At 65.3% G+C, this 24,277-nt stretch carries 24 protein-coding genes and 2 pseudogenes; 13 read left to right on the top strand and 13 right to left on the bottom strand.

The window, feature by feature from the left end; genetic code table 11:
- From ACX9NE_RS22805 to ACX9NE_RS22795, 3 genes are all read left to right on the top strand, one after another.
- Window positions 1-215 (top strand): hypothetical protein (locus ACX9NE_RS22805; RefSeq protein ID WP_459377741.1); only part of this gene is annotated, 215 nt, incomplete at its 5' end.
- A 658-nt stretch (window positions 216-873) separates the two neighbouring features.
- Window positions 874-2,139 (top strand): PPE family protein, encoded by a 1,266-nt coding sequence (locus tag ACX9NE_RS22800; RefSeq protein ID WP_459363329.1) that lies wholly within the window; start codon window positions 874-876, stop codon window positions 2,137-2,139.
- Window positions 2,140-2,636: 497 nt separating this feature from the next.
- Entirely contained in the window at window positions 2,637-2,945 is a 309-nt protein-coding gene (locus ACX9NE_RS22795) for a WhiB family transcriptional regulator (RefSeq protein WP_065043238.1), read from the top strand.
- Window positions 2,946-3,008: 63 nt separating this feature from the next.
- On the opposite strand, the gene ACX9NE_RS22790 is transcribed toward ACX9NE_RS22795, so the two are convergent.
- Window positions 3,009-3,545 carry a peroxiredoxin-like family protein gene (locus ACX9NE_RS22790; RefSeq protein ID WP_459363328.1) on the bottom strand — a complete coding sequence of 179 codons (537 nt, stop codon included), beginning with the start codon at window positions 3,543-3,545 and terminating at the stop codon, window positions 3,009-3,011.
- A gap of 473 nt (window positions 3,546-4,018) precedes the next feature.
- Here ACX9NE_RS22790 and ACX9NE_RS22785 point away from each other — a divergent pair, with 473 nt between their 5' ends.
- A complete protein-coding gene (locus ACX9NE_RS22785; RefSeq protein ID WP_459363327.1) occupies window positions 4,019-5,788 on the top strand; it encodes an NAD-binding protein in 1,770 nt (589 codons plus the stop codon).
- A 162-nt stretch (window positions 5,789-5,950) separates the two neighbouring features.
- On the opposite strand, the gene ACX9NE_RS22780 is transcribed toward ACX9NE_RS22785, so the two are convergent.
- Together ACX9NE_RS22780 and glnA are read right to left on the bottom strand one after the other, a co-directional pair.
- Complete coding sequence (locus tag ACX9NE_RS22780; RefSeq protein ID WP_459370811.1) at window positions 5,951-6,139, bottom strand: hypothetical protein; 189 nt, start codon at window positions 6,137-6,139, stop codon at window positions 5,951-5,953.
- Window positions 6,140-6,258: 119 nt separating this feature from the next.
- Window positions 6,259-7,695: a type I glutamate--ammonia ligase gene (glnA, locus tag ACX9NE_RS22775; protein ID WP_459363326.1), complete on the bottom strand. Its 1,437-nt coding sequence runs from the start codon at window positions 7,693-7,695 to the stop codon at window positions 6,259-6,261.
- Between the two features lie 111 nt (window positions 7,696-7,806).
- Here glnA and ACX9NE_RS22770 point away from each other — a divergent pair, with 111 nt between their 5' ends.
- Window positions 7,807-8,547, top strand: a complete 741-nt coding sequence (locus ACX9NE_RS22770; RefSeq protein ID WP_459363325.1) for a superoxide dismutase family protein — start codon at window positions 7,807-7,809, stop codon at window positions 8,545-8,547.
- An 83-nt stretch (window positions 8,548-8,630) separates the two neighbouring features.
- Here ACX9NE_RS22770 and ACX9NE_RS22765 read toward each other — a convergent pair.
- A pseudogene (locus ACX9NE_RS22765) lies at window positions 8,631-8,800 on the bottom strand (hydrogenase); the annotation flags it as partial.
- Window positions 8,801-9,068: 268 nt separating this feature from the next.
- On the opposite strand from ACX9NE_RS22765, the gene ACX9NE_RS22760 reads away from it, so the two are divergent.
- Entirely contained in the window at window positions 9,069-9,506 is a 438-nt protein-coding gene (locus tag ACX9NE_RS22760; protein WP_459363324.1) for a hypothetical protein, read from the top strand.
- A gap of 178 nt (window positions 9,507-9,684) precedes the next feature.
- On the top strand, window positions 9,685-9,861 hold the full coding sequence (locus ACX9NE_RS22755; RefSeq protein WP_459363323.1) for a hypothetical protein: 177 nt from the start codon (window positions 9,685-9,687) through the stop codon (window positions 9,859-9,861).
- A 78-nt stretch (window positions 9,862-9,939) separates the two neighbouring features.
- On the opposite strand, the gene ACX9NE_RS22750 is transcribed toward ACX9NE_RS22755, so the two are convergent.
- Complete coding sequence (locus ACX9NE_RS22750; protein ID WP_459370809.1) at window positions 9,940-11,619, bottom strand: amidohydrolase; 1,680 nt, start codon at window positions 11,617-11,619, stop codon at window positions 9,940-9,942.
- Between the two features lie 283 nt (window positions 11,620-11,902).
- Here ACX9NE_RS22750 and ACX9NE_RS22745 point away from each other — a divergent pair, with 283 nt between their 5' ends.
- The gene (locus ACX9NE_RS22745; RefSeq protein WP_459363321.1) at window positions 11,903-13,717 is read left to right on the top strand and encodes an N-acyl-D-amino-acid deacylase family protein; all 1,815 of its coding nucleotides are present in this window, start codon (window positions 11,903-11,905) and stop codon (window positions 13,715-13,717) included.
- A gap of 85 nt (window positions 13,718-13,802) precedes the next feature.
- Here the strand turns inward: ACX9NE_RS22745 and ACX9NE_RS22740 are convergent, their stop codons facing one another.
- Entirely contained in the window at window positions 13,803-15,017 is a 1,215-nt protein-coding gene (locus ACX9NE_RS22740) for an Rv1453 family transcriptional regulator (protein WP_459363320.1), read from the bottom strand.
- Window positions 15,018-15,169: 152 nt separating this feature from the next.
- On the opposite strand from ACX9NE_RS22740, the gene ACX9NE_RS22735 reads away from it, so the two are divergent.
- From ACX9NE_RS22735 to ACX9NE_RS22720, 4 genes are all read left to right on the top strand, one after another.
- The gene (locus ACX9NE_RS22735; RefSeq protein ID WP_459363319.1) at window positions 15,170-15,469 is read left to right on the top strand and encodes a PE family protein; all 300 of its coding nucleotides are present in this window, start codon (window positions 15,170-15,172) and stop codon (window positions 15,467-15,469) included.
- Window positions 15,470-15,483: 14 nt separating this feature from the next.
- The gene (locus ACX9NE_RS22730; protein WP_459363318.1) at window positions 15,484-16,599 is read left to right on the top strand and encodes a PPE family protein; all 1,116 of its coding nucleotides are present in this window, start codon (window positions 15,484-15,486) and stop codon (window positions 16,597-16,599) included.
- Between the two features lie 36 nt (window positions 16,600-16,635).
- On the top strand, window positions 16,636-18,180 hold the full coding sequence (locus tag ACX9NE_RS22725; RefSeq protein WP_459363317.1) for an MFS transporter: 1,545 nt from the start codon (window positions 16,636-16,638) through the stop codon (window positions 18,178-18,180).
- A gap of 256 nt (window positions 18,181-18,436) precedes the next feature.
- Entirely contained in the window at window positions 18,437-18,619 is a 183-nt protein-coding gene (locus ACX9NE_RS22720) for a hypothetical protein (protein WP_459363316.1), read from the top strand.
- A gap of 43 nt (window positions 18,620-18,662) precedes the next feature.
- On the opposite strand, the gene ACX9NE_RS22715 is transcribed toward ACX9NE_RS22720, so the two are convergent.
- The 5 genes and pseudogenes from ACX9NE_RS22715 to ACX9NE_RS22695 all read right to left on the bottom strand — a co-directional run.
- Complete coding sequence (locus ACX9NE_RS22715) at window positions 18,663-19,067, bottom strand: DUF6596 domain-containing protein (protein ID WP_459363315.1); 405 nt, start codon at window positions 19,065-19,067, stop codon at window positions 18,663-18,665.
- Complete coding sequence (locus ACX9NE_RS22710; protein WP_459363314.1) at window positions 19,051-19,251, bottom strand: hypothetical protein; 201 nt, start codon at window positions 19,249-19,251, stop codon at window positions 19,051-19,053. Before ACX9NE_RS22710 ends, ACX9NE_RS22715 begins: the two co-directional genes overlap by 17 nt.
- Window positions 19,252-19,504: 253 nt before the next feature.
- A complete protein-coding gene (locus ACX9NE_RS22705) occupies window positions 19,505-19,705 on the bottom strand; it encodes a YciI family protein (RefSeq protein ID WP_459363313.1) in 201 nt (66 codons plus the stop codon).
- 188 nt (window positions 19,706-19,893) lie between these two features.
- Window positions 19,894-20,316, bottom strand: coding sequence for an alpha/beta fold hydrolase (locus tag ACX9NE_RS22700; protein ID WP_459363341.1), 423 nt, complete (start codon window positions 20,314-20,316; stop codon window positions 19,894-19,896).
- A 25-nt stretch (window positions 20,317-20,341) separates the two neighbouring features.
- A pseudogene (locus ACX9NE_RS22695) lies at window positions 20,342-20,632 on the bottom strand (alpha/beta fold hydrolase); the annotation flags it as partial.
- 137 nt (window positions 20,633-20,769) lie between these two features.
- Between ACX9NE_RS22695 and ACX9NE_RS22690 the strand changes: the two are divergent.
- On the top strand, window positions 20,770-21,264 hold the full coding sequence (locus ACX9NE_RS22690; protein ID WP_459363312.1) for a hypothetical protein: 495 nt from the start codon (window positions 20,770-20,772) through the stop codon (window positions 21,262-21,264).
- A 256-nt stretch (window positions 21,265-21,520) separates the two neighbouring features.
- Here the strand turns inward: ACX9NE_RS22690 and ACX9NE_RS22685 are convergent, their stop codons facing one another.
- Together ACX9NE_RS22685 and groL are read right to left on the bottom strand one after the other, a co-directional pair.
- Window positions 21,521-22,402: an alpha/beta fold hydrolase gene (locus tag ACX9NE_RS22685; RefSeq protein WP_459363311.1), complete on the bottom strand. Its 882-nt coding sequence runs from the start codon at window positions 22,400-22,402 to the stop codon at window positions 21,521-21,523.
- A gap of 173 nt (window positions 22,403-22,575) precedes the next feature.
- The gene (groL, locus tag ACX9NE_RS22680; RefSeq protein ID WP_459363310.1) at window positions 22,576-24,198 is read right to left on the bottom strand and encodes a chaperonin GroEL; all 1,623 of its coding nucleotides are present in this window, start codon (window positions 24,196-24,198) and stop codon (window positions 22,576-22,578) included.
- Between the last annotated feature and the right edge of the window lie 79 nt (window positions 24,199-24,277).

The raw sequence follows: 24,277 nt of genomic DNA, 5'->3' as shown, positions 1-24,277 counted from the left end.
ACCCCGCCGCACTCACCGATGCCGCCGCACGACTATCCGCCGTCGCCACCAACCCGATCACACTCACCCAGGTCAGCGCCGGTCCCGTCTCGACCACGCAGGCGACCACGCAGTTGGGTACGGTCACGGTCGATAGCTCGCTACTCACTCAATCCGCGACGCAACTTTCCGTGGCATCCGTACAACCCAGCCAGGTGCTGTCGCTGCTGCGCTGATTGCCATCGGCGAAGATAGAGCCGAACGTCTGGTCCGCATTCGCAGGACCGCTGTTCTATGCGATGTTGCGGTAATCCGGCGCGGCGACTGCTGCCTGTCGGCATAAGAGCCGCCTTCATACGTCCTTGCGGTCCACCACCGCACGAATAGGAGCCACGATTCCGCCGATCGATTTTGTGATTTGAAGCCTCCGTCGGCGCAGGTGGCCATCCACTTCTCGTGGCCGCGCGAGTGCGAACCCGTTGCCGATGCTGGAACCACAAGGTTGACATTCACAACGGCCGATCCGTGGCTAATCCCCCTGCAACCAATTCAGCAACGTATCCTTCAGCGTAATTCACCGAATACCTGACATTTGGGCGCGAGCGCCATTATCTTTTTCTTGTCATCATTCCGGTCACCGGCGCTTCAGACGAAAGGATGTGGTGCAGATGGGGACGACACAAGCCGGAATGCGGCAACCTTTAGCGCGTGGCAGGAAACTACCACGCGTTCAGCGCCGGGGGGGCGGCGGTTTCTGTCGGCATCGCTCGGAGCCCGGTGCCAGGGCGGGCCTTCGTGCGGGCGGTCGGCGGGCGGGGGTCGGGTAGATAATCCTCGAGGCCGTCACCAGGTGGCGGTCAGGCCGGGAAGGCCGGCCAGGAAGGAATGTTTGCGATGAGTTTCTTGGTGGCGTCACCGGAGGTCACTTCAACGCAGATGCACACCGGTGCAGGTTCAGCGCCGATGTATTCCGCCGCGGCGGCCTGGGACGGGTTGGCCGCCGAGCTTGATTCGGCCGCCGGGTCGTTTTCCTCTCTGATCAGGCAGGTCACGACATCAGCCTGGCAGGGCGAGTCGTCAAGGGCGATGACCGAAGTGGCGTTGTCCTATACACAATGGCTGGCCGGCGCGGCCACCCAGGCAGGGGGCGCGGCCACCGGAGCCAAAGCGGTGGCGGCGCTGTTCGAGGAGGCTCGCGCCGCTGTGGTACATCCGATCGAGGTCAGAATGAACCGGGTTCGGCTGCTGGCGCTGGCACGCGCGAACATCTTCGGGTTGGCTGCACCCGCAATCGCAGCCAACGAATGCGAATACGAAGAGATGTGGGCCAAGGACGTCGCGGCGATGCTGGGCTATCACGGCGGTGCCAGCGCAATCGCCCAGCAGCTTGCGCCGTGGCAAAACGCCCTCAAAGGTTTGACCAGCCAGATTTCTGCCGCGACCGGAGCCGGAGCCGCGGCGTTGCCGCCCGCGCCGGCAGCCACCGCGGTGGAGTACGGCTTGATCGCCGCCCTGATATCGGTGGCCGCGATTCCCGCTGTATCGGGGTTAGCGGACAACGTCGGGAGGACGCTGAACGCCGTGTCGGCGGCTATCGCCCCCGCGGCTAGAGCCGCCACGACGGCTGCGACGACGTTGGCAGCGACAGCGAATGCCGCCGTTGCGCCGGTGGCCAAGGCGCTTGCCGACACCCCGGTGGTTGCCGCGGCGAACGCCGCACTCGCCCCGGTGACCACACAGGTTGCGGCCGCGGTCGCGGGCGCGACGCAGGCGGCCAACGCCGTGATCGATCAGGCTGGCCGGACCATCGGGGTAGTCCAGAACGCGGCGCTGGGTTCGCAGCTTGCGTTGTTCGCCACGGATCCGGCGCTGTTGAGTCAGTTCGTGTCCGGAGCCCTCGGCAATCCGGCACTGTTGAACAGCTTGGTGCCGATCCTGGCGAATAATCCCGCCCTGGTGACCAGCATCTTCGGACTTCTGGCGAGCAATCCGCAGTTGGTGACAGGACTGATCGCGCAGGTGCAGAGCAACCCGGCGCTGGCGGCCCAGCTACTTGGCGCGTTCACCCAGCTGCAGGCGACCAATCCAGCCCTGGCGGCCCAGTTGGTGACTTTGGCTACGCAGCTGGCGAACCAGCTCGGCATCGGGCAGGTTGCCTGAGGTGAGGCCGTGTGGCCCCGCGGCCAGCCGGTGGGGCCACACGCTCTTTTTTTGCGGCCCGCCAGTGCAGCCGGCGAACTGTGCAGATGAGTTCGTCAACTCGCTGAGCGAGGGGTTTCAATCAGCGTGATATCTGCTGACCACTGGTAAAAAGTTTGTGCGCGCTGTGTTACCGGAATATTACCTATGGTCGCTTCGGCGCCAATTACGGCCAGTTCACATCACCCCCCTGACCAGGTCTTTTGTGCCGGCGACCCCGTCCGTTTAGCACAGCTAGCCTTCAGCAAAAGCGCCCCAGATGAACGCAGAGTTAATTCTCAAACAACGAGCACGTATTTCGCCACGCCGGGCGCCTATTGACTGAATTTCGATGGCCCACCTAGCGTCTAATGTGTTCGGTGTAGTCATCGGTGACGCCACTGCCAATTCAGTTGCACAACTCGCCCCGTTCGCGAGCCTGCCCGCCTCAGGTGTGCCGTGCAGAGAGGAATCAGCACATGCCACAGCCGGAACAGCTACCTGGACCCAACGCGGACATCTGGAACTGGCAGTTGCAGGGGTTGTGCCGCGGCGTCGATTCTTCGATGTTCTTCCATCCCGACGGGGAGCGTGGTCGCGCCCGGATGCAACGCGAACAACGCGCCAAGGAGATGTGCCGGCGCTGCCCGGTGATCGATGAATGCCGCACCCACGCGCTGGACGTCGGCGAACCCTACGGGGTGTGGGGTGGGCTGTCGGAGTCCGAACGCGACATGCTGCTCAAGGGCTCCATCGGCCGCAACCGGGGGATCCGCCGATCGGCCTGATCCCCGAAGACGACACAGGCCCGGGTGGAGTACCCCGGGCCTGTGTTCTGACCAGCAGCCCGATCAGCCAGCGGCCAGCTTCAGGAGTTCATCCACCGACCACTGATCGTCGGCATGCTCACCATACTTGTGTGCGTGTATCACGCCCTGCGGGCCGATGAGGAAGTCCGCCGGCTTGCCCAGGTGGTTCTCAGTGGGTGCCAGGCTTCCTACGACTGATCGCACCGACCGCATCCGGCGTATACCCCGGCCGGCGGCCCTCATTGCACCGAGATTGAGGACCGAGCGCAGCGAAGATCCGACGCCGAACTCGTCGTACAGCCGGCGACCCGGATCCGCCACCACGGCGAACGGCAGCTCGGCCTGATAGCGGCGTAGCGCCTCGGCGGACGAGTGGAAGACCACCACCTCCGTGACTCCGGCTTCCGTGATCTCATCATGCCGGGCCGCGATCTCACGCAGGTGCAGGCTGCAGATCGGGCACGCGGCGAACCGCCGGAACTGAAGATGCACGAGCCCCACGGCGGCGGGGATTGCGACGGAGGCACCATCGATCGTCGTCAGCGCCCGCGCATCGACTCTGTCGCCAACGTTCAGCATCACCGAATCCTTCCAGCCGAGCCGCTGCAGCCAGCTCCGCAGCCCATCAGCGTAGTCGACCTCCTCCGGGTAAACCGGGCGGACGCCGGGGTCCACCGGAACCGGCCAAGGCCGGCGAGATCGGTGCGCAGCGCGGTGGCGGTGGCCCGGCGCCGCGCATATCGAATTGCCGCCGATTGTCGCCGCGTTTATTGCACGTGCATATTCCGCCGGAGTCGATCCTGTTGCGTCCTAGGCGGCGGTGCCCGCACAGACGGCTTCCTCAGCGACTCCGCCTGCGGGACAACGGTCTTCACCTGCTGACGCAGGCTCCTCCGGTGGCACGATCCGACTCCGTGACCGATAGTCATATGAACTACGCAGGAACGGATGCACTCATGGCGAAAAACACCGGATCACCGGCACATGGCACAGGTCGCGTTTTTGTCCGCGTATCAGCGTCGGCCGACAAGCGAAGGTAACAGATTCCTCGAATGGGAGAAGTCTTTCAATTCCATCGTGAAATCATCGTCAGCGGCGACGACGCCCTGTCGAAGACGATCGCCGAGGAACTCAGGGGTGCCGGCGCCCGGATCATCAAGATCAACACCGCCGCGGATCTGCGCGCCGCTGGCGTGCACCGTGCCCGTGCTGTCGTCTGTGCCGGACCAAACGATGCGATCAACCTCGAAATTGCCTTGCTCGCAAGGGAATTCAGTCCTAACGTGCGCGTGGTCGCGCGTTTGACCAACGAGGTGCTGCGCAGAGGGGTGGCCGCAGTCAACGGACCCGGCGCGATCCTGGACCTGGCCGACCTGGCGACTCCGTCGATCGTCGAGGCGGTGCTGTCTCGCAACACCCACCAATTCGCCGCTGCCGGTATCGACTTCGTCGTCTGGGGATCCGAGGCGCCCCATGACGGGACGCTGCGCGAGATACATGCCGACCTGGCACCGGTGGCGGTGGTACACGGCAAGAACTCCCCGGTACCCGGCGAGGTGGTGCCGTGTCCGGGACGGGATCAGCAGGTGTACGCCGGTGACTGGACCTCGATGATCGGCGTCAAAGACGAGCTGGAGGCCCGCGGCGTCACGGTGCCCCCACCCACAGCGACGCGGTCACGCCAATCGCGGCTGCGGCGGGTGATCGATGCAGTCCGCGCCATGCGCGACGACCTCAACCCGATGGTGTACCCCTCGCTGGCATTCACGGCGTTGCTGACGCTCGCCGCGACGGTCGTGGTGCGCTTCGGGCACCGGAATCCGGCCCTGTCATGGCTCGATGCCCTCTATTTCGCCTCCGAGACCATCACCACTGTGGGTTACGGCGATTTCAATTTCGCTTACCAGTCCGCGTTCCTGCGATTGTTCGCCGTCGGGCTGATGTTCGGTGGCGTGATCATCACCGCGGTCCTCACGGCCTTTCTCGCCGACCTGCTGCTATCGCGACGTTTCGTCAACACCACCGGAAGGTTGCGGGCACGTCATATGCGTGGCCACGTCGTTGTCGTCGGACTGGGCTCCATCGGCGTCCGCGTGGTCACCGATCTGACCGCCGCGGGATACGACGTCCTGGTCATCGAGCAGAACGAAAGCAACCCATTCCTGCAGACCCTGGCCGACCTGGATGTGCCGGTCATCTTCGGTGATTCGACCATGCGCCAGACACTGGAGGCGGCGCGCGTCGAGTACGCGCGCGGGGTGGCCGTGGTCACCAGGGACGACATGGAGAACATCGAGACCGGAATCGTGCTGCTGGAAATCCTGGGATCGGACACCGAAATTCCGATCGTCATGCGGGTACAGGGGCGCGCTCTGGGTACGGCGGTAAACCGGCGATTCGGGTTTGAAAACGTCCGGTCGATCGTCGACCTGGCGGCCCCGTGGTTCATCGGCGCGGCGATGGGTCTGCAGGTGCTCGGAACGTTCTGGGTCGGTCAGCGGTCTTTCATGGTGGGCGCGATGCTCGTGGCGGCCGGCAGCGAGCTCGATGGACTGCTGATGCTGGAATTGTCCACTCAGACCCGCGTCATCGCGATCATCCGCCCGGAAGGGCCGATCCGGCTGCGTCCGCGCCGCGACGCGCGGTTGAAAGCGGGTGACACCGTCTACCTCGTCGGCCCGTACCGTGAGCTGATCGCGACGCTGCGCAAGGGCCAACCGCCACCGCTGACCACGATCGGCGGAGAGCGCGCGACGACGCTCGCGGCGGCACGCAAGCCCGATGTCCGCCCGCCGAAGTGGGCGCATGACGTCGAGGCGTAGACGTCAGCAACGACTCGCGCAGCTCACTCGGAGTGTCCGAGTCCTGTTCGGGCCCGGTCGATTTCGTCATAGGCGTACATCACCATTTCGGTGACGGTCATGGTTTCACCCGTGCGAGCGATCCGTGGGACTAATCGCCAAGGATCTCGCGCAAGTGCTCCATCAGTGTACCGAGTCCGAGGCGAATGCAGCGCAGACGCCGTCGCCCGTGTGCTTGAACACCCAGCCACCGTGCGCCTCAATCGCCTTGTGCAGCAACGCGTCATGGGCGGCCAGCGCCGCGCGCATCCCATCGGCGTCGGCCTTTCGCCGACGGGTCGAACCCTCGACATCGGTGAACAGAAACGTCACTACCCCCGAAGGAGCAGCCGCTGGCGCGGACACACCGGCAGAATCTCAGGTTTGTCTCGCACCATGCAGATTCGATCAGCGTCAGGGCGGGTCTCGCTTGGCCAGAAAGGTTGCCGGCTTTACACGTCGTAATACAGCGCGAACTCGAATGCGGTCGGCCGCAGATTGAACGGCGCCAGCTCGTAGTCACGCTTGTAGCTGATCCACGTTTGGATCAGGTCAGGCGTGAAAACGCCTCCCTCGGTGAGGTATTCGCTGTCTTCCTCCAGGCGGTCGATCACCGCGGCGAGCTGGGTGGGCGCTTGTGCGATGTCGGCGGCCTCTTCGGGAGGCAGGTCGTAGAGGTCCTTATCGATCGGTGGGGGTGGCTCGATCTTGTTCCTCACTCCGTCCAGCCCGGCCATCAGCATCGCGGCGAACGAGAGGTAGGGGTTGCCGGAGGCGTCTGGACAGCGAAACTCCAGCCGCTTGGCCTTCGGGTTGTTGCCGGTGATCGGGATGCGCACGCACGCCGAGCGGTTGCGCTGGCTGTAAACCAGGTTGATCGGCGCTTCGTAGCCGGGCACCAGACGCTTGTAGGAGTTGATGGTGGGGTTGGTGAAGGCCAGCAACGACGGCGCGTGGTAAAGCAGTCCCCCGATGTAGTGCCGCGCGATGTCGGACAGGCCGGCGTAGCCGTCCTCCTCATACATCAACGGCACGCCGTCCTTCCACAACGACTGGTGGCAGTGCATGCCCGAGCCGTTGTCGCCGAACAGCGGCTTGGGCATGAACGTCACGGTTTTGCCGGCCAGCCATGCCGTCTGCTTCACGATGTACTTGTACATCTGGTGGTCGTCGGCCGCATGAAGCAGAGTGTTGAAGCGGTAGTTGATCTCGGCCTGGCCGCCGCTGCCGACCTCGTGGTGCCCCTTCTCCAGGGCGAAGCCGGCGTTGGTCAGGTGGTTCAGCATCTCGTCGCGCAGATCAACGTAATGGTCGGTGGGAGCCACCGGGAAGTACCCGCCTTTGGGGCGGACCTTGTAGCCCCGGTTGGGACTGCCGTCGGGCTCCGTCTCCGCGCCGGTGTTCCACCAGCCCGACGTCGCATCCACCTTGTAAAACGCTCCGTCGATGCGCGAGTCGAAGCTCACCGAGTCGAAAATGTAGAACTCCGCCTCCGGACCGAAATACGCGGTATCGGCGATGCCGGAACCGATCAGGTAATTCTCGGCTTTGCGGGCGACGTTGCGCGGGTCGCGGGAGTAGGGCTCGAGGGTGAAGGGGTCGTGGACGTGGAAGTTCACGTTCAGCGTCGGTGCCCTGCGGAACGGGTCGATGGTTGCGGTCTCCGGATCGGGGAGCAACAGCATGTCGGACTCGTGGATCGATTGAAATCCGCGAATCGAGGATCCGTCGAAGGCCAGGCCTTCCTCAAACACGCTCTCGTCGAAGGCGTAAATCGGAATTGTGAAGTGCTGCATGGTGCCCGGCAGGTCACAGAAGCGTACATCGACATATTCGATGTTCTCGTCCCTGGCGAGTTTGAAGATGTCGTCGGGGGTCTTTTCGGACACGGGATGCTCCTTTTTCGGCTATCCGCTGGTGCGCACCTCCCATTGACACATGCCGTGCCGCACGTCGCATCCGGAGGGTTTGGCGTCGATCAATCCGGGTAAGTAGGCGTCATGAAAATGGGCGTAAACTTCGCGGTCGCGGCATTGGCCACGGCCATCGCACCGTTGGCCGCCTGCTCAACGCAGCAGGGCGGCCAGGGCAGCACCTCATCCTCGTCCGGCGGACAAAGCGGCGCGGAGAAGATGAGCACCCAGTTGAAGGGTGCCGATGGAAGCCAAATCGCGACGGCCACTTTCGAATTCACGAACGGCTATGCGACGGTGACGGTGGAGGCCGGCCCGAATTCGGTGCTGACCCCCGGCTTCCACGGGCTTCAAGTCCACTCTGTGGGCAATTGTGAGCCGGGTGCCTTCGAGTCCGCGGGAAGCGTCTACCAGGCTCCCGGCCATACGGGATTTCCCGCCAGCGGCCAGCTCACCGCCTTGCAGGTCCGGCCTGACGGCTCGGCGAAACTCGTCACCACGACCAGCGCCTTGACCGCCGCGGACCTGAGAAGCAGCTCAGGCACCTCCCTGATCATCTCCTCGGACCCGGGCAGCTTCGGCGAGAATTCCGCGGAGGAGACCGGCAAGCGGGTGGCGTGCGGCGTCATCGCGGCGGCGTCCGCGACGACGACCTCGTCCACCACGACCACGACGACCAGCCCCAGCGTCACCACAGTCACCACCACGACCGCCGTCGTGCCGCCGGCGACGACGAGTACCAGCACCAGCACGGTGACGGTCACCGGTACCCCGACCACCCCGACGTCCACGGCGTCCAAGACGGTGACGACACCGCCCGGCGGCTGAGCGTCTAGAGTCGGCGTATGCAAACCGGGCTCTCCGCCCAACGCCCGGGCGGTCACTGCCGCGGCGCTGATCGTGTGCACCGCCTACGCGAATTGGCTGATGCCCACGCCGACGACGAGCGCCGCCGCCAGCGATAGCAACATAAAACTGACGATGCCCTCTTTAACCGCGGGGCTCTGATGATCGCCGGTCGCAATCGGCGCGAGTCTGCGCCCGCGCCCCAGGCCGCGGCCAGCAGCTTAGCCATGTGATTGCAGGACTGTTGCGGGGATAGCGGCCGTGTGCTCGCCGGCGTGCCCATCGGGGCGCCGTCGACGCACGAGTTGATCCGATTCACGATTCCAGCGATTTGCGCGATCCCCGTTAATTCGCGACATTACTTCGCGACATGAATGGCCGTGCACACTCTTGCACCATCTGCTCGATAAATATGGGCAATCGCGCCCTTGGGGTTACGGTGCCGCGGCGTTGAGTATGGACCTACTCCGCTCAACGAGCGACCACCCCAAGGAGGTCTGACGATGAGGAACTACCTCCGGCACGGCGCGGCCGTCGCCTCGATCGCCATTGGGCTCGAGTTGATGCCCGCGGTCGGACTCGGCCTGCCGGCGATCGGCCACGCCGATGACAAGTGCCCGGTTGGCACCACCTGGAACGACGTATTGCAGCAGTGCGTGGAAACTCCCGCCACACCCGCCGCGCCCACCCTGCCCCCGCAGCCCGGCACACCGGGCGGTGTGTACGGACCCGGCGGATTCGGTGGGCCCGGTGGCCCGGGCGGACCTCCGGCGCCCGGCGAACCGTACGGACCCTACGGTCCCCAATCCGGAGCTCCCGGGACGCCGGGCGGGATCGGCTCACCCGGCCAGATCGGAGGGATCGGCGGGCCGGGCGGGTTCGGTGACCCCGGCGGCATGGGCGGCGGCCACATGGGAGGCGGCGGGATGGGACGACTCTAGTCGTCCCACCCTCGGTGATCGGCATAGCGCGCTTCGAGCGCGACGACGACGTAAACGTGGCCGTGCTCGAAGGGATCGCGAGAGCAAATGCAACGCGCGGGCGAGTCGGCGCGACAGCGTGTTGCGCTGCGCCAAAAGGACGGTCTGCTGTAACTCGGGGCTGGCCACCTCGAAATGCATGATCGATGAAATCGTCTGCGGCTTGCGGGTTTTGACTGATCAACACGATCAACTGGCCATAGCCGAAGAACGCGACCCGCTGCCGCATGCGCTGGAAGCCCTCGGCTCCTGTGGCCGCCGCGCCGATCCCGATTCGCGCACCCGAGCGCATCCGGGATGCAATAGCCCGAAATAGCCCGAACTTCAACGGATCGGCTCGACGTCGTCCGACGCGACCGGGCCGCCCACGGCAAAATACCGCGACGCTGAAAGCTCACGCTGACGTGGCGGATCTCCGATAGATCGTGCGTCCCTCTTTGATCGTCTCGATGACCCTGATGTCTTTGATGCGCATCGGGTCTACGGTGAGCGGATTGTCGTCCAGGATGACCAGGTCGGCGAGCTTGCCGACCTCGATCGAGCCCTTGGATTGCTCCTCGCAGTACTGATGCGCAGCATTGATGGTGATCGCTTTCAACGCCTCGAGCGGAGTGACTCGCTGATCCGCACCGATGACCTTGCCGTCACGCGACACTCGATTGACTGCCGTCCACACCACGAACATCTGGTCCAGCGGTGAGACGTTGAAATCGGTGTGGTTGGTCGGACGCAAACCCCTATCGATGGCGGCCCGCATCGGGCTCAGGAAATGGGCCTGCTCGGTGCCGCGCAGCCGAACATGAGTGTCGCCGAAGTAGAACGCGTGCTCGGTGAACAGCGAGGGAATCAGCTTGTACTCGACGTACTTGTCGAGCTGGTCGCGGCGCACGAACTGGGAATGAATGACCGTGGTATGGCGGTCTTTTCCGAGATCGTCGGCGGCGGCATATTCATGCGCCGCCAGCAGCACGTCAATGGCGGCGTCGCCGTTGGCGTGGATGTTCAGCGGCAGGCCCAGGTCGTAGACACGTTTGAACCATGAGTTGACGGTCTCTTGTGGAAAGCCGAGCTCGCCGGTCCAGTTCGTCTCTCCCTCGGGTCCGTCGACCAGGTAGGGGGTGGTGAAGTAGGCCGTTCTACCCTGCGGCGAACCGTCGAGGGTGATCTTCACCCCACCCAGCTTGACGCGGTTGCGGTAAGTCCCGAACGTCTCGGGGGGGTTGTCGTGCAGCACCTCGTCAAGTTCCAGGATGAATGGGTAGGCGACGACGTCGATGAGGGTGGCACCACCGGCGGCCGCCCGCTGCAGTACGGCGACGTCGGACGCGTGGGTCAAGCCCTCCTGGGCGGTGGTGATACCGGCTGCCGCATAGAGTCTTTGGCCTGCGATGCTCCACTCGACCTCTTGCTCCCGGGTGGGCTTGGGAAGCGCACCGAAGATCGGCAGGAACGCGGTCTCCATCACCAGCCCGTCGGGTTCGTTCGACCCTTCCTTGCGAACGATGACGCCGCCGGGCGGGGTCATCGTGCTTGCCGAGATCCCGAACATTTTCAGCGCCGCGGAATTGAGCACCGCCCCGTGCAGCGAGACGTGCCCGACCAGCACCGGGTTGTGCGGAAAGTCCCGGTCCAGGTCTTCGCGGTGCAGCGTGCGATCGTCGGACATGGCGGTCTCGTCGTAGCCGTAGCCGATGATCAGCTCGCCGTCACCGATGTTGCGCGCCTCGCGGAAGATTCTCAGCGCCGCGAGGATGGCGTCGACATCTGTGCCGGGCCCGGCCGGTGGCGCGAACACGTTGACCTGGTTGGCTACCGTGAGCGCATTGAGGTAGTGGCTGTGCGGGTCGAGAAAGCCTGGCAACAAAGCTTTTCCGTCAAGATCAACCCTGCGCGTTCGCGGGCCGCGATGCCGGGCCTCAACGTCGGCGCGAGACCCGACGGCGACGATGCGGCCATCCTTGACGGCAACGGCTTCGGCCATTGGTTGCTCGTCGTCGATGGTGACGATATCGCCGTTGGTGTAGATGGCATCAGCGGCACCAGCCATGTTGACCTCCTCGGGATCGGCAGTCATCTTAATTCGGCGCCCGGAGCACGCACCCACCCTGGTGATCCCCGCCGCAGCCGGCCCCGGTAGCAAAACATGTTGCAAGACAGCGGATTACTGGTCATCTTCGATCAGGCAATCGAGGGGATCGTCACTAGGCTACCCACCCAACCCTGACCGGGGATGCACACTTTTGCACTATTCTTCACGTTAATTGGGATGTTTTCGCCCTTGGGCCGCGCTCCCACGGTCGACACGATGGGCTGCACACTGTCACGTCGTGTCGAGGCAGCCGGAAGGGTATTGAATCGTGAACACCACAGCGGGCTCCCGCATGCCGAATCGGCGAGTCCTGATTTCGCGAGGGCTGGTTTTCGATGGCAGCGGCAAGCCGGGCGCAATCCAGGATGTCGCCATTGCCGACGGGGTGGTGATCGCCATGTCCCGGCAACCGTTGGAACCCGCGGACTTCGACGAGGTGATCGACGGCAGCGGAAAATGGGTGACACCAGGGTTTTTGGAGATTCACTCGCATTACGATGCCGAAATTGTGACCTCTCCCGGACTACCGGAGTCGGTGCGACACGGGGTGACCACGGTCGTCAGCGGTAACTGTTCGCTGAGCATGGTGACCGTGGACGCCGACGATGCCGCGGACCTGTTCGCCCGGGTAGAGGCCATCCCCCATGCGGGCATCACGGCGATCCTGAGAACGGACAAGTCCTGGAGCACACCCCGCGAATACCGGCAGTGGTTACAACAGCAGCCATTGGGACCCAACGTCGCGGCCATGTTGGGCCACAGCGATTTACGGGCCGGCGTGCTGGGTCTGAAGGCCGCGACCGACAAGCACTTCCGGCCCAGCGACTCCCAGCTGGCCAGGATGGAAAGCACTCTGGAAGACGCGCTCGATGAGGGTTTCCTGGGATTGTCGACGATGACCACCCGACGTGACAAGCTGGCCGGTGACCGAGCCTGGGCACAACCCTTGCCTTCGACGTTCGCGAGGTGGCGCGAGTACCGGCGCCTGCACAGTCGGTTGCGCCGGCGGGGCCGGATCCTGCAGAGCGCCCCTAACGCCGAGACGCAGGTCAATGTGTTTGCATTCGCGTTGACTGCTTCCGGCATCGGCCGGCGTCCGCTGCGCACCAGCCTGCTCACCGCGATGGATTTCAAGTCCAACCCGATGCTGCATCGGGTGTCGCGTCTGCTGGCTTACCTGACCAACCGAGTATTCAAGGGCGATTTGCGATTTCAGGCGCTACCCGGCCCGATGACGATTTATGTCGACGGGGTGGACTTCGCGGCCTTCGAAGAGTTCAGCAGCGGCGTCACGCTACGCAACCTGCGGAGCGCCGAGGACCAGTACGCGCTGCTGAGCGACCCCAAGTTCCGCTCCCGGTTCATCAAGGACATGGGCGGATTCATGATGAACGGACTGTGGAACCGGCGCTTCGACGACGCGATGATCACCGACTGCCCCGATTCGTCGGTGGTCGACCGCACCTTTGAAGACCTGGGCCGCGAGCGCGGGCAACACCCCGCCGAGGTGTTCCTCGATCTGGCCGCCACGTGGCGCGACAAGCTGCGCTGGTACACCGTGGTGGGCAATCACCGCCCCGACATCGCGCTGGACCTGCTGGCCAGCCCGGGCACCCACATCGGCTTTGCCGATTCTGGAGCGCACCTGCGCAGCTTGGCGAACTACAACTTCGGGTTGCGCGCGCTGACCATGGCCAAGCGGGCCGAACAATCAGCGCGCCCAAAGATCACCGTGGCCGAGACCGTGCGCAAGTTGACCTCGGACCTGGCTGATTGGTGGGGAGTCGAGGCCGGCCGCCTAAGCATTGGGGCCCGCGCCGACGTGGTCGTGGTCAACCCGGACGGGCTGACCGACCACGTCTTCGAGATCACCGAGGCCCCCGCCCCTGACGCCTTCGGACTCGACCGCGTGGTCAACCGCAACGACGACGCCGTGCACGCCGTACTCATCAACGGCCGCACGGCCTACACCCAAGAGTCCGGCTACTCGGCCGACCTCGGCCAATCGCACGCCTATGGGAGGTTTCTTCCGTCCACCCACACCGACTACCGCCCGCTTCGGCAGCAGAGAGGGCTGCGATGAAAACCTACCGACGATGCGGCCCCAAGCACGTCGTCTTCGCTATTGCCGTTGGGTGGACTCGGCAAGCCGGACGAATGGGGCGACCTCAGACATCGGTAGACCTGCCACGCCATTGCAGGGCCTCCAGTGCGACGGCGACGTGCACGCTGCAGTCCTCCAGCGGTCGGGGCAGCAGTTGCTGAGCACGGTCAAGTCGGCGCAGCAGCGTGTTGCGGTGTGTGTAAAGGAGTTTGGTCGTGCGCCCGATGCTGCACTGCGCGCTGATGAACGTCAGCACGGTCTTGTGCAGTTCGGGGCTGGCCGACTCGAAGTCTCCCAACGTATTCTTGATGAAATCGTCGGCGGCTTCGGCGTTCTGAGTGATCAAGGCGATCAGCTGGACGTCAGCGAAAAGCGCAACCCGCTGCCGGGAATGCAGCGCTGCCACCATGCGCTGCGCGGTGAGCGCCTCGAGGTGGCTGCGCCGGAACCCTTCGACTCCTTTCGCTTTGGTCCCGATCGCGATTCGTGCTCCCGGGGTGTCCTCGACGGCCTGGTGAACCCGCTCGACATTGAGGGTGGCGTCGGGCACCCATACCCACCGGGTGGCGGCGCTGGCGATCACCGTCAGAGGGCGCGCAAATCCAGCGGCATGGCCAAACGCTTCGGCGACTCGGTCGAGCCGGCTGAAGTCGCCGTCGGGATCGTCGCTCCAGATCACGGCGGCGGTGTGAGCGCGGTTGAGCGCGTACCCCAGTCGCGCCTCGGCGCGCTGGCGGCTGATCAGGGCGCCGTCGAGGATCAGCGCGGTGACTTCACGGCGTTCGGCGTGGGTACCGCGAGTCAGTTCCTCGCGTTCCTGCCGCATCTGGTCGGCGATACCGGCCGATGTCGCATCGATGAAGTCGCTGATTGAGCGGAACGACACCTCAAAGAGCTCGCGCAGCTCGTCAGGGTCGGTGGTGAGCTCAAACGCGATCTCCATCCAGAGCTGCCAGCCCACTCGCTGCGCAGGGCGGAAGGTGAACGGCTCGAGGCCGCGGCGTGCCATGTCGCGGGCGATGCTCAGCGGCTCCGGGCCGAGGTTGGGCGGTACCGGGGCGCCGGGGTTACTCACGTTGGCCGCGGCCCAGTGCATCAGACTGGATCGGATGCTGCGGCGGGTGGCCTCCGCCAGTACTGGGTCTTCGCCCACCGCCGGGTTCGAGTCCATGGATGCCGCATCGAATCTGTGAAGCCAGTCTTGGGGCGCATCCAGGACGATCCGCGCGCCCTGCCGGATCAGCTCACACACCCGCGGGGACGGGCGTTGCCACACCACCCGTTCACGGTACCGACTCTGCACGTTTTTGCACCATTCATCGGGCAAGTTGGGTGATTTTCAACCTTGGGCAGCGGTGCTGTGTTCTCGATCATAAAGAGCATCGATAGCTCGGCAGCCAGCTAAGAGCCCAGCACAGAGAGGTAAAGCGCATGTCTTTTCTGACGGTTCAGCCAGATGCCCTGATCGCCGCGGCGGGTGGCCTGCAGGGTGTCGGTTCGGCGATCAACGCGCACAACGCCGCCGCGGCGGTCACCACCGCCGCGGTTGTTCCCCCCGCGGCTGACGAAGTGTCGGCGCTCATCGCGGCTCAATTCGCCACCCACGCCGCGCTGTATCAGGAGGTCAGCGCCTACGCGGCCACCATCCATGACGAGTTAGTGACAACCTTGGGCACCAGTGCCGCGTCCTACGCGGCCGCTGAGGCCGCCAACGCCACTGTGCTCGGCTGAGCTGAACTACCGCAATGGATTTCGCAGTTCTACCGCCGGAGATCAACTCCGCGCGCATGTATGCCGGAGCCGGCGACGGGCCGCTGCTGGCTGCGGCGGCAACCTGGGACGGGCTGTCCGCCGACTTGTATTCCACGGCCTCCCAATGCTGGTCGGTGATTTCAGAGCTGGCCGGCGCTCCATGGCAAGGTGCGGCCTCGGTGACGATGGCGACCGCGACCGCCCCCTACCTGGCGTGGCTGGGCGTCACGGCCGGGCAGGCCGAGGCGACCGCCGGTCAGGCGAGGGCGGCCGCGGCCGCGTATCAGGCGGCGTTCGCGATGACGGTGCCGCCCGCGGAGATCGCGGCCAACCGGGCGCTGTTGATGGCGCTGGTAGCGACCAACTTCCTGGGCCTGAACAGTGCGGCGATCGCGGCCGCCGAAGCCCACTACGCCATGATGTGGGCACAAGACGCGGCGGCGATGTACGGCTACGCCGGCACGGCAGCAGCCGCAACCCGATTGAACCCGTTCACCGTTCCCCCGCACGTCGGGCACACAGTTGGTAGCACCGCCGGTGAAGCGGCCGCTCGCTCGGCGATCGTCGGTACCGCGTCGAAATTGGCTCAGCTGATCTGCTCTGTGCCGGCGTCACTGAAGTGGTTCAGCACCCGTCCGCTAGTCGCAGGCGTGGTCACGGTGGAGGAAGGGTTGTTGACGCCGATTGAAGTCGGTGCGGGGAGTACGTCGGCCACAATCGCCACCACGTCGGTTGCGAAGCCCTTGATGTCGGTAGGGGAGGCGGCCGCCGGGGCGGCGCCGCTAGCCGCCACTACCAACTTCGGACTCAAGATGCCGGGTCTGGGCCGTTCCGAGGTGGTGATGGCGACCTCGGGCCACGCCGGTTCGGTCGGAGCCCTGTCGGTTCCGAAGAGTTGGAGCGCCGCGACCCCCACCCTCGGCCACGCCGCCACGGCATTGCCAAGCCCAGGGCTGGCGTCCGCCTCTGGGATGGCTCCTGATGCAGCCGCCCCCATGCTGGGCAGCCTGCCGCCGGTGAGCGCAGCCGCCGACAAAGGCAGCGACAGCCTTACCCGCAACGGGCTCCGCCGCCCGCTGTTCGTGGTGGGCTCACCCGCGGCGGGATAACAGGACCCTCGATTGACGCAGATAAAGGACGCCTCCATGCTTACCGCATCCACACCCACGCAGTCGCGACCGGACAAACTGACGCTGGCTCAACGAATGACGCTGCTCAGCATGGCATCGGGCTTTGCCATCACAGGTGCCGATCCGGCCATCTTCGCCAGCAACCTGGTGCCGGTGCGCGAGAGCCTGCATATGTCGACCGCCACCGCCGGCTTCACCGCGAGCCTGGCCACTCTCACGCTGGCCGCAACTATCCTGGCCGCCGGCACCCTGGGCGACATTTACGGCAAGCGCAGGATGTACCTTCTGGGCCTGACGGGTGCGGTCGTCGGCGGCCTGTTGTCCGCGGTCTCACTCAATGCCGTGATGCTGATGGTGACTCGTGCCCTGACCGGCGTCTGCTTCGCCTTCTTGCTTGGTCTGTCACTGGCGATCATCAACGCCGTCTTTCCGTTCGCGCAGCGGGCCAAGGCGATCAGTCTTTTCCTCGGAACCGCGTTCTTGATCGTCGCCCCGATGCCGCTCCTCGGCACTGTCCTGGCGGAGTCGCTGGGGTGGCGTTGGGCCTTACTCATTACCCCAGCCGCCGCTTTGATCACCATCCCCGTCACGCTGCGGTTCGTCCCCGAGACGTTCCGAATCGGGGACCGAAGGATCGACTTTCCGGGTCTAGCCGCAGCCGGGGTAATGCTGGTCGGTCTGGTCTACGGGCTCTCCCGCCTCGCTCACGGCCCTGGCGCCGCAGCGCTGCCGACGATGGTGGGGCTGGTCGCCGGGGCTTTCTTCGTCTGGTGGGAGCGGCGCACCGATCATCCGGCCCTGCAGTTGCGGGTCTTTCGGGCCGGCCCCTTCAACGCTGCCATCATCGCCGGGGCGGCTTTCAACTTCCTGACCGCGGGGCTCATCCTTGTCCTGAGCTACTACGCCACCGTCGTGCGCGGCTATCCGCCGACCGTGCTGGGCCTCCTGTTGGTGCTGGCCGCCGCAGCGCAGGCACCCGCGGCCGTCTGGGCAGGTCGGCTGATGATTGCAACCTCGGCGCGGGCCACCATGATGTGCGGTCTTGGGCTGCTCACCCTGTCCGCCACCGCCTTCGCCACCTTCGATGTGCACTCATCGCTGGTTGTGATCGCGTTGAGCGTGCTGCTGCTCAGTATCGGAGCCGGCCTTATCGAGACTCCTCAGGCCAGCGTGATCATGAGTCACGCCTCGCCCGGGTTGGAGGGGTCGGTGTCGGCGGTCAAACCCGGTGCCGGGCAGTCCTTCTACTCGCTCGGTCCCACCGTGGTCACCCTGCTCGCCACCACGCTCTACACCGCTCGCGCCCGCACAGCGCTGGCCGGCACGGGTATCTCTCCTGATCAAGCCGCTAACGCCCTGGAGGCGTCGCGCTTGTCCGGCGCGAGCCACCCAGGCGGTGTACTCGACCGGGAGCTGACCCACCGGATCATGGCGGCGACCCAGGAATCAATCATTTCCGCACTGCACGCCACGAGCCTGCTCATGGCGCTGGTCCCCGCAGCCGCCGCAGTAGCCGTCTGGCTGCTGCTGCCGCCCGATCCCGCAATTGAGGCCGGATGACACGATCGAAACTGCGCGGATCGTCTTCGGAGACGATCGCCCGACGTTGCCCGGTCGACGAATGTCAGCGGGCCGCGTATGGGCCGTCAGCGATGATGGGCTTCTCGCCGACGTTCTCGACGGTGGCGTCGGACATCCACGCCCAACGGCCGGCAGCGCTGGCGGTCACGATGAATGGGCGCGCGAATCCCGTGGCGTGGCCTAACGATTCGGCAAGGCGATCGAGCAACCCGGGTCGTCGTCGGGTTCGTCGCCCATGATGTCGGCGCCGGTGCGCCAGCTGGTGGCCGGCAATGCCAAGGCCCGGGCGTTTCTGCCCAGGACGCTGAATGACCTTGCCGCCCAGTTTCCGCCGAACACCCTGGTTGTCCGGTTCGCGCCCGACGATTCGCAGCCGGGCGTGTTCCGGCTGGTATCCATCCAGCCGACGTCGCAGTAGGCGCGCGGGCTAATACCGTTCATCGCGACGGCACTAGTCGGTGTCAGCCGCGCTCGGTGCATCGGTGGGTACCGCGTTGATCGCCGCGAGCAGCCGATAGCGGCCGAATCTGTTGAGGGACAAGCATTTTCGGACCAAGGCGTTGTCCCTCGGCGATCATCGCGCGGTCCCACCCGCTCCGGTCCTGTTCGTGCAGTGGTACGAGTTCGCCGTTGACGATCCGGCTGGCGCGGCGGGCCTGGGTGAGCAGCATCAGTGCCAGCAGACCCGTCACCTCGGGCACCTCAGGCAAGAGCCCATGCAGGACCCGGGCGAGCCGGATCGCATCGGCGGTGAGGTCGTCACGCGCCGGCAGCCCCGAGGTGGACAGGTAACCCTTGTTGAAGACGAGGTAGATCACGGCGAGTACGGCCGCGACCCGCTCACCGAGGTCATCTGCGGCCGGCACCCCATAAGGGATGCGCGCCTCCGCGATCTTCTTTTTTCCCGGCTGATCCGCTGGGCCATCGTCGTATCGGCACCAGGAACGCCGCGGCGATCTCGGCGACGGTGAGGCCGCCGAGCAGTCGCAGCGTCAGCGCCACTCGGGCCTCGGGCCCGAGCGCCGGATGGCAGCTGAAGATCAACCCCAATCGGTCATCGTCGAGCGGACCCGTCGGTTCGGGTTCGTGTAATCATGAATTATTTTGGTCGCCAGATGTTTTGACCAGCGTTGCGATTTGCGGCGCAGCCGGTCGATCGCCCTGTTTCCCGCAGTCATCATCAGCCACCCGCCAGGAGTGGGCGGAGTCCCGTCTCCCGGCCACCGCTGCAGGGCAACCAGTAGAGCCTCCCGTACTCCTCGCGAAAACACTCGCTCGATCGGATCCAGGCTTTCGCCGACGCTCAGCCCTGGAACGGCCGCACCTCGCCACGCCCCTGACAGGCTTTCGACCCCTGCTTCGCCCACTCCAGCGCGGCATCGAGGTCGGCCGCCTCGATGACCCAGAATCCGCCGAGGTAATCCTTGGACTCGGTGTAGGGGCCGTCGGTAACGATGGGCTTGTCACCGGTGTTGTCGACGCTGGTGGTCGACTCACGCGGCATCGAAAATCGGCTGCATCTGCTCGATGGTCATCTCCGCCATCGCGGCGGCCGAGGCGGTGTCGTGATTACGGCCGAAAAGTACTGCTGCATCACATGCTCCTTCAACTACGCGGGTGGCTCCGGGTGGCTGCCCGTCATGATGTCTACGAAGGCGGCACGCTGGATATGACTCTGCCGCTCAGGAAAATTCATCGCGCGGCTGCCAAGTGCCGCAGGATGGCGGAATAGACGACCTCGGCGTGGTCCAGATGCGGAGCATGCTTGGCACCGGGCACGGTCAGCAACTCCCAGGCGGGGTACAACCGCAAGACGCGCCGACTGTTCACGTAAGGAGTGACGCGGTCGTCAGTGCCCCACACCACGAGCACCGGGCGTCGATCTCGTCCCACGGCTGCCCACTGATCCCCTGCGTGGGAAGGGAAGTGGGCGACGGTCGAGGCGAAGGATTCCGCCATGCCCGGGAACCGAAGCTGTTCGCGGGCTTGTTCGTTGTAGTCGGGGAATCGGTCTGGACGACTCAGGTGCTGGCTTTCCAGGCGATCGATGACGTCGTCGATGCGCGAGGCGACGAGTCTGCGGGACCCGGGCAGTCGTAGTAACGACTGGGCCAAAATCTTGAGCGCCCCACCCCCAATAAAGCCCGGGCGCAATGAGTCCGATGCTTTCGGTGCGGTCAGGATTCTCGGCGGCGAACCGAGTCACGATGAGGACGCCCATCGACCACCCGACGAGATGCATGCTCCCGATGCCGACGGTGTCCACCAGTTCACCTAGTTGAAGCACGTACAGGTCAAGGTCGTACGTCACCGGTGGCCGGTCGGACAGCCCGCGCCCGAACTGGCCGTAGCGCAGGACGCGAAACCCTTGAGCGGCAAGCGCTTCCGCCAACGGCTGCCACGCGTAGCCTGGGGTGACGAGGCCGTGCACCAGGACCACCCACGGCCCCTGGTCACCTGAAACGTGGTACGCCGTGACACCGTTGGACACTGACGCCGATCGCGCGCTTGCCGCCTCCCGCGCCTGCGGCAATGACTGCGTGTCCGCAGCCTATATAAAGTGCAGGGATGTCGACCCGCAGTCGTGCGCTAGCCGCTATCGCCGTCCTGTCGTTTCCCATCGTCCTGAACGTCCCCTTGGCCCAGGGCGCACCGCTGCCTGACTTCTGCGCGCCGCAGAGTGTGGTCGACAACGTCTGCACGGTGCGGTTGGGGTCGGTGACAGCCAATGTGACCGACGGGACGATCACCGGGAAGCCGGTCGGCGGCGGGACAGCGATCACTCTCAGCGGCCAAGCTGAGGCGTACCTGAAGTCCACGGGATTCGGAGCCACGCCCCCGGGCCCGATTCAACGCTGGGACACCACGATCGACGGTGTCGGCAGCCTCGACCCGAACGATCCCAATTGGTACGGCAATGCCAAGGCCAGAGCGTTCCTGCCGCGGACTCTCAACGAACTGGCCACCCAGTTCCCGCCTGACATCCTGGTGGTCCGGTTCACACCCGACGACTCTCAGCAGGGTTGGTTCCGGCTGGTATCGATCCAGCCGACGTCACACTGATGTAAGCGTCAGCCCGCGTACCGATCTCATGCCCACTGGTAGATGCGGTTCGTGGGGCCGAGATTACATGACCGTGCCGTAGCTGCGGGTGTGACAGACCCGCCGCGACACTGAAGCGACGCACACGACCACGCCGAAAAGTGTGTGCGTGGAATCCATCTCGCGGAGCGAACTCGTCGCTACAACGAAAACACTCGGAATCAACCGGATCCGGGGGTGTTTTCGTCACCTCGGCAGTCACCGTTCAAGGATTTGGCTATCCCTGGCAACAGCGCAGCGACTCGAAGATTTCCCGGTAGTACTGGTGCGCCAGGAAGTGCCCGCCCTGCTTCACATGCAGTGTGGCGTCAGGTATGCGACGTGCCAGTTCACCAGGCCACGACGGATCGAGGAGTTCGTCATCAGCGCCCGCCCATACGTCCGTCGGCACTGAAATGTCCTCGGGCGCGAACTCCCACGGGCGCACCATGGTGCGGTATTCCTCGACTACACCCCGGGGTTGGCGCAATGCCTCCTGTGACATGCGTGCGAATGTCGCGAAACCGTCGGCCCTCAATATCGCGGCGTCTGCCGTTCCGAGACTTCTCGCGGCTAGCCAACCGTATAGCCGCGGAGCAGCTCTGGCCGCCAGGCCCATGCCGAGGAAGCAGAGCCGAGCGCCCCAGGGTGCAAAGCGGGAAAGGCGAATGTAGCTGCGATCGATAATTGGCAGACGATCGAATGCACCGGCGTCGGTAAGCGGTAAGGCCCCAGCGACGATGGCGGCGCGCGTTACTCGCCCCGGCAGCGCGTAACCGACAGCCGCGGCGTACTGACCGCCCAGAGACCAACCCATCACGGCGAAGCGGTCGACTGCCAGCCGGTCAAGCAGTTCGGTGACGTCTCGGGTCCAGTCGAGAATGGTCCGGCCTGGTTGAGGATCCGAACGACCCACGCCCGGTCGATCGGGCGAAATCAGCCTGACCCCGCAGATCTCGGCGGCCGAAGCGGCGCCGGCCACATCCAGTCGGCAGGCCAGTCCGCCGTGTGCATTGAGTATCGGGAAACCTTTCGGGTCGCCATATTGCGCGTAGCTCAGTAACCGCCCGTCGCGCAACCGAACCGTGTGGTATGCCTCGTCGGCGACGAGTTCAGGCATGCCCTACCTCGGGTGGATGATGACCGGCGGACCCGGTACCCGTCATGGTGGCGGCACCGGCAGTGCGCGGGGGCGAAATCGAGGCCGTGGACCCATGCACTGAGACGACGCCGGCGCAGGACGCGAAAGACCCCCGGCCAGACGGGCGGCCGGGGGCGCTTCTTCCGCAGGACTCAGTGGTGGTGATGGCCGTGGCCGTGGCCGTGGTCGTCTTCCTCGTGGGCCGGCTTTTCGACGACGGCCGTCTCGGTGCTGAGCACCATCCGGGCCACCGACGAGGCGTTCAGCACGGCCGAACGGGTGACCTTGACCGGGTCGACGATGCCGGCCTCGGCGAGGTCCCCGTAGGTACGGGTGGCGGCATTCAAGCCCTGGCCGGTGGGCAGCTCGCTGACCTGGTTGACCGCGACGGCGCCGTCCAGCCCGGCGTTGGTCGCGATCCAGTACAGCGGAGCGGCCAGCGCTTCGGAGAACACGTCGACACCGAGCTTCTCGTCGCCGCTGAGCTCGTTGCGCAGCGACTCCAGCACGTGGCGCGCCTGGATCAGCGCCGAGCCACCGCCGGGGACGATGCCCTCCTCGACTGCGGCCTTGGCCGCCGCGACGGCGTCCTCGACACTCTCCTTACGCTCCTTGAGCTCGGTCTCGGTAGCGGCACCGACCTTGATGACGGCCACCCCGCCGGCCAGCTTGGCGACCCTTTCCTGCAGCTTCTCGCGGTCCCAGTCGGAGTCGCTGGCCTCGATCTCGGCGCGCAGCTGCTTGACCCGGTTGACCACCGCATCCTTGGAACCGGCGCCGTCGACGATGACGGTGTCGTCCTTGCTGACCACCACACGTCGCGCCGAGCCCAGCACCTCGAGGCCTACCTCGCGGAGCAGTAGGCCGGTGTCGGGGTTGACCACCTCGCCGCCGGTCACGATGGCCAGGTCCTGCATGAAGGCCTTGCGGCGGTCGCCGAAGAACGGCGACTTGACCGCCACCGCCTTCAGCGTCTTGCGGATGGAGTTGACGACCAGCGTCGCCAGCGCCTCACCCTCGACGTCCTCGGCGATGATCAGCAGCGGCTTGCCGGATTCGGCGACCTTCTCCAGCAACGGCAGCAAATCGGGCAGCGAGCTGATCTTGTCCTGGTGGAGCAGGATCAGCGGGTCTTCGAGCACCGCTTGCTGGGCGTCGAAATCGGTGACGAAGTAGGCCGACAGGTAACCCTTGTCGAAGCCCACGCCCTCGGTGAACTCCAGCTCCGTGTCGAGCGTCGAGGACTCCTCCACGCTGACCACACCGTCGTGACCCACCTTGCTCATGGCCTCGCCGACCAGGTCGCCGAGGCGCTCGTCGCGTGAGGACACCGTCGCCACCTGGGCGATGGCCTCCTTGCCGGACACCGGGGTGGCCGCGGCCAGCAGTGCCTCGGACACCGCGTCGGCGGCCTTGCTGATGCCCGAGCCCAGGGCAATCGGGTTGACACCGGCGGCGACCAGCCGCAGGCCACCCTTCACCAGGGCCTGGGCCAGCACGGTCGCGGTCGTGGTGCCGTCACCTGCGACGTCGTTGGTCTTGGTGGCAACGGACTTCACCAACTGCGCGCCCAGGTTTTCGAAAGGGTCTTCCAGGTCGATCTCACGTGCCACCGTGACGCCGTCGTTGGTCACCTGCGGTCCACCGAACGCCTTGGCCAGCACCACATGGCGGCCGCCAGGCCCGAGCGTTACTTTGACCGCGTCCGCGAGCTTGTTCACACCCGCTTCTATAGCGCGACGCGCGGTCGCGTCGTACTCAATGATTTTGCTCATGAGGCTCCTTCGCCAAACTGCCTAACGCGTGCCGCCCCGGAAATCACCCACGCTTGCGCGCGGGGATCGCCGGGGCGGA

This window comes from Mycobacterium sp. ML4 (assembly GCF_054515735.1).
Note: the sequence above shows the minus strand (reverse complement) of the source record. Positions and strands in the feature narration are given on the sequence as shown.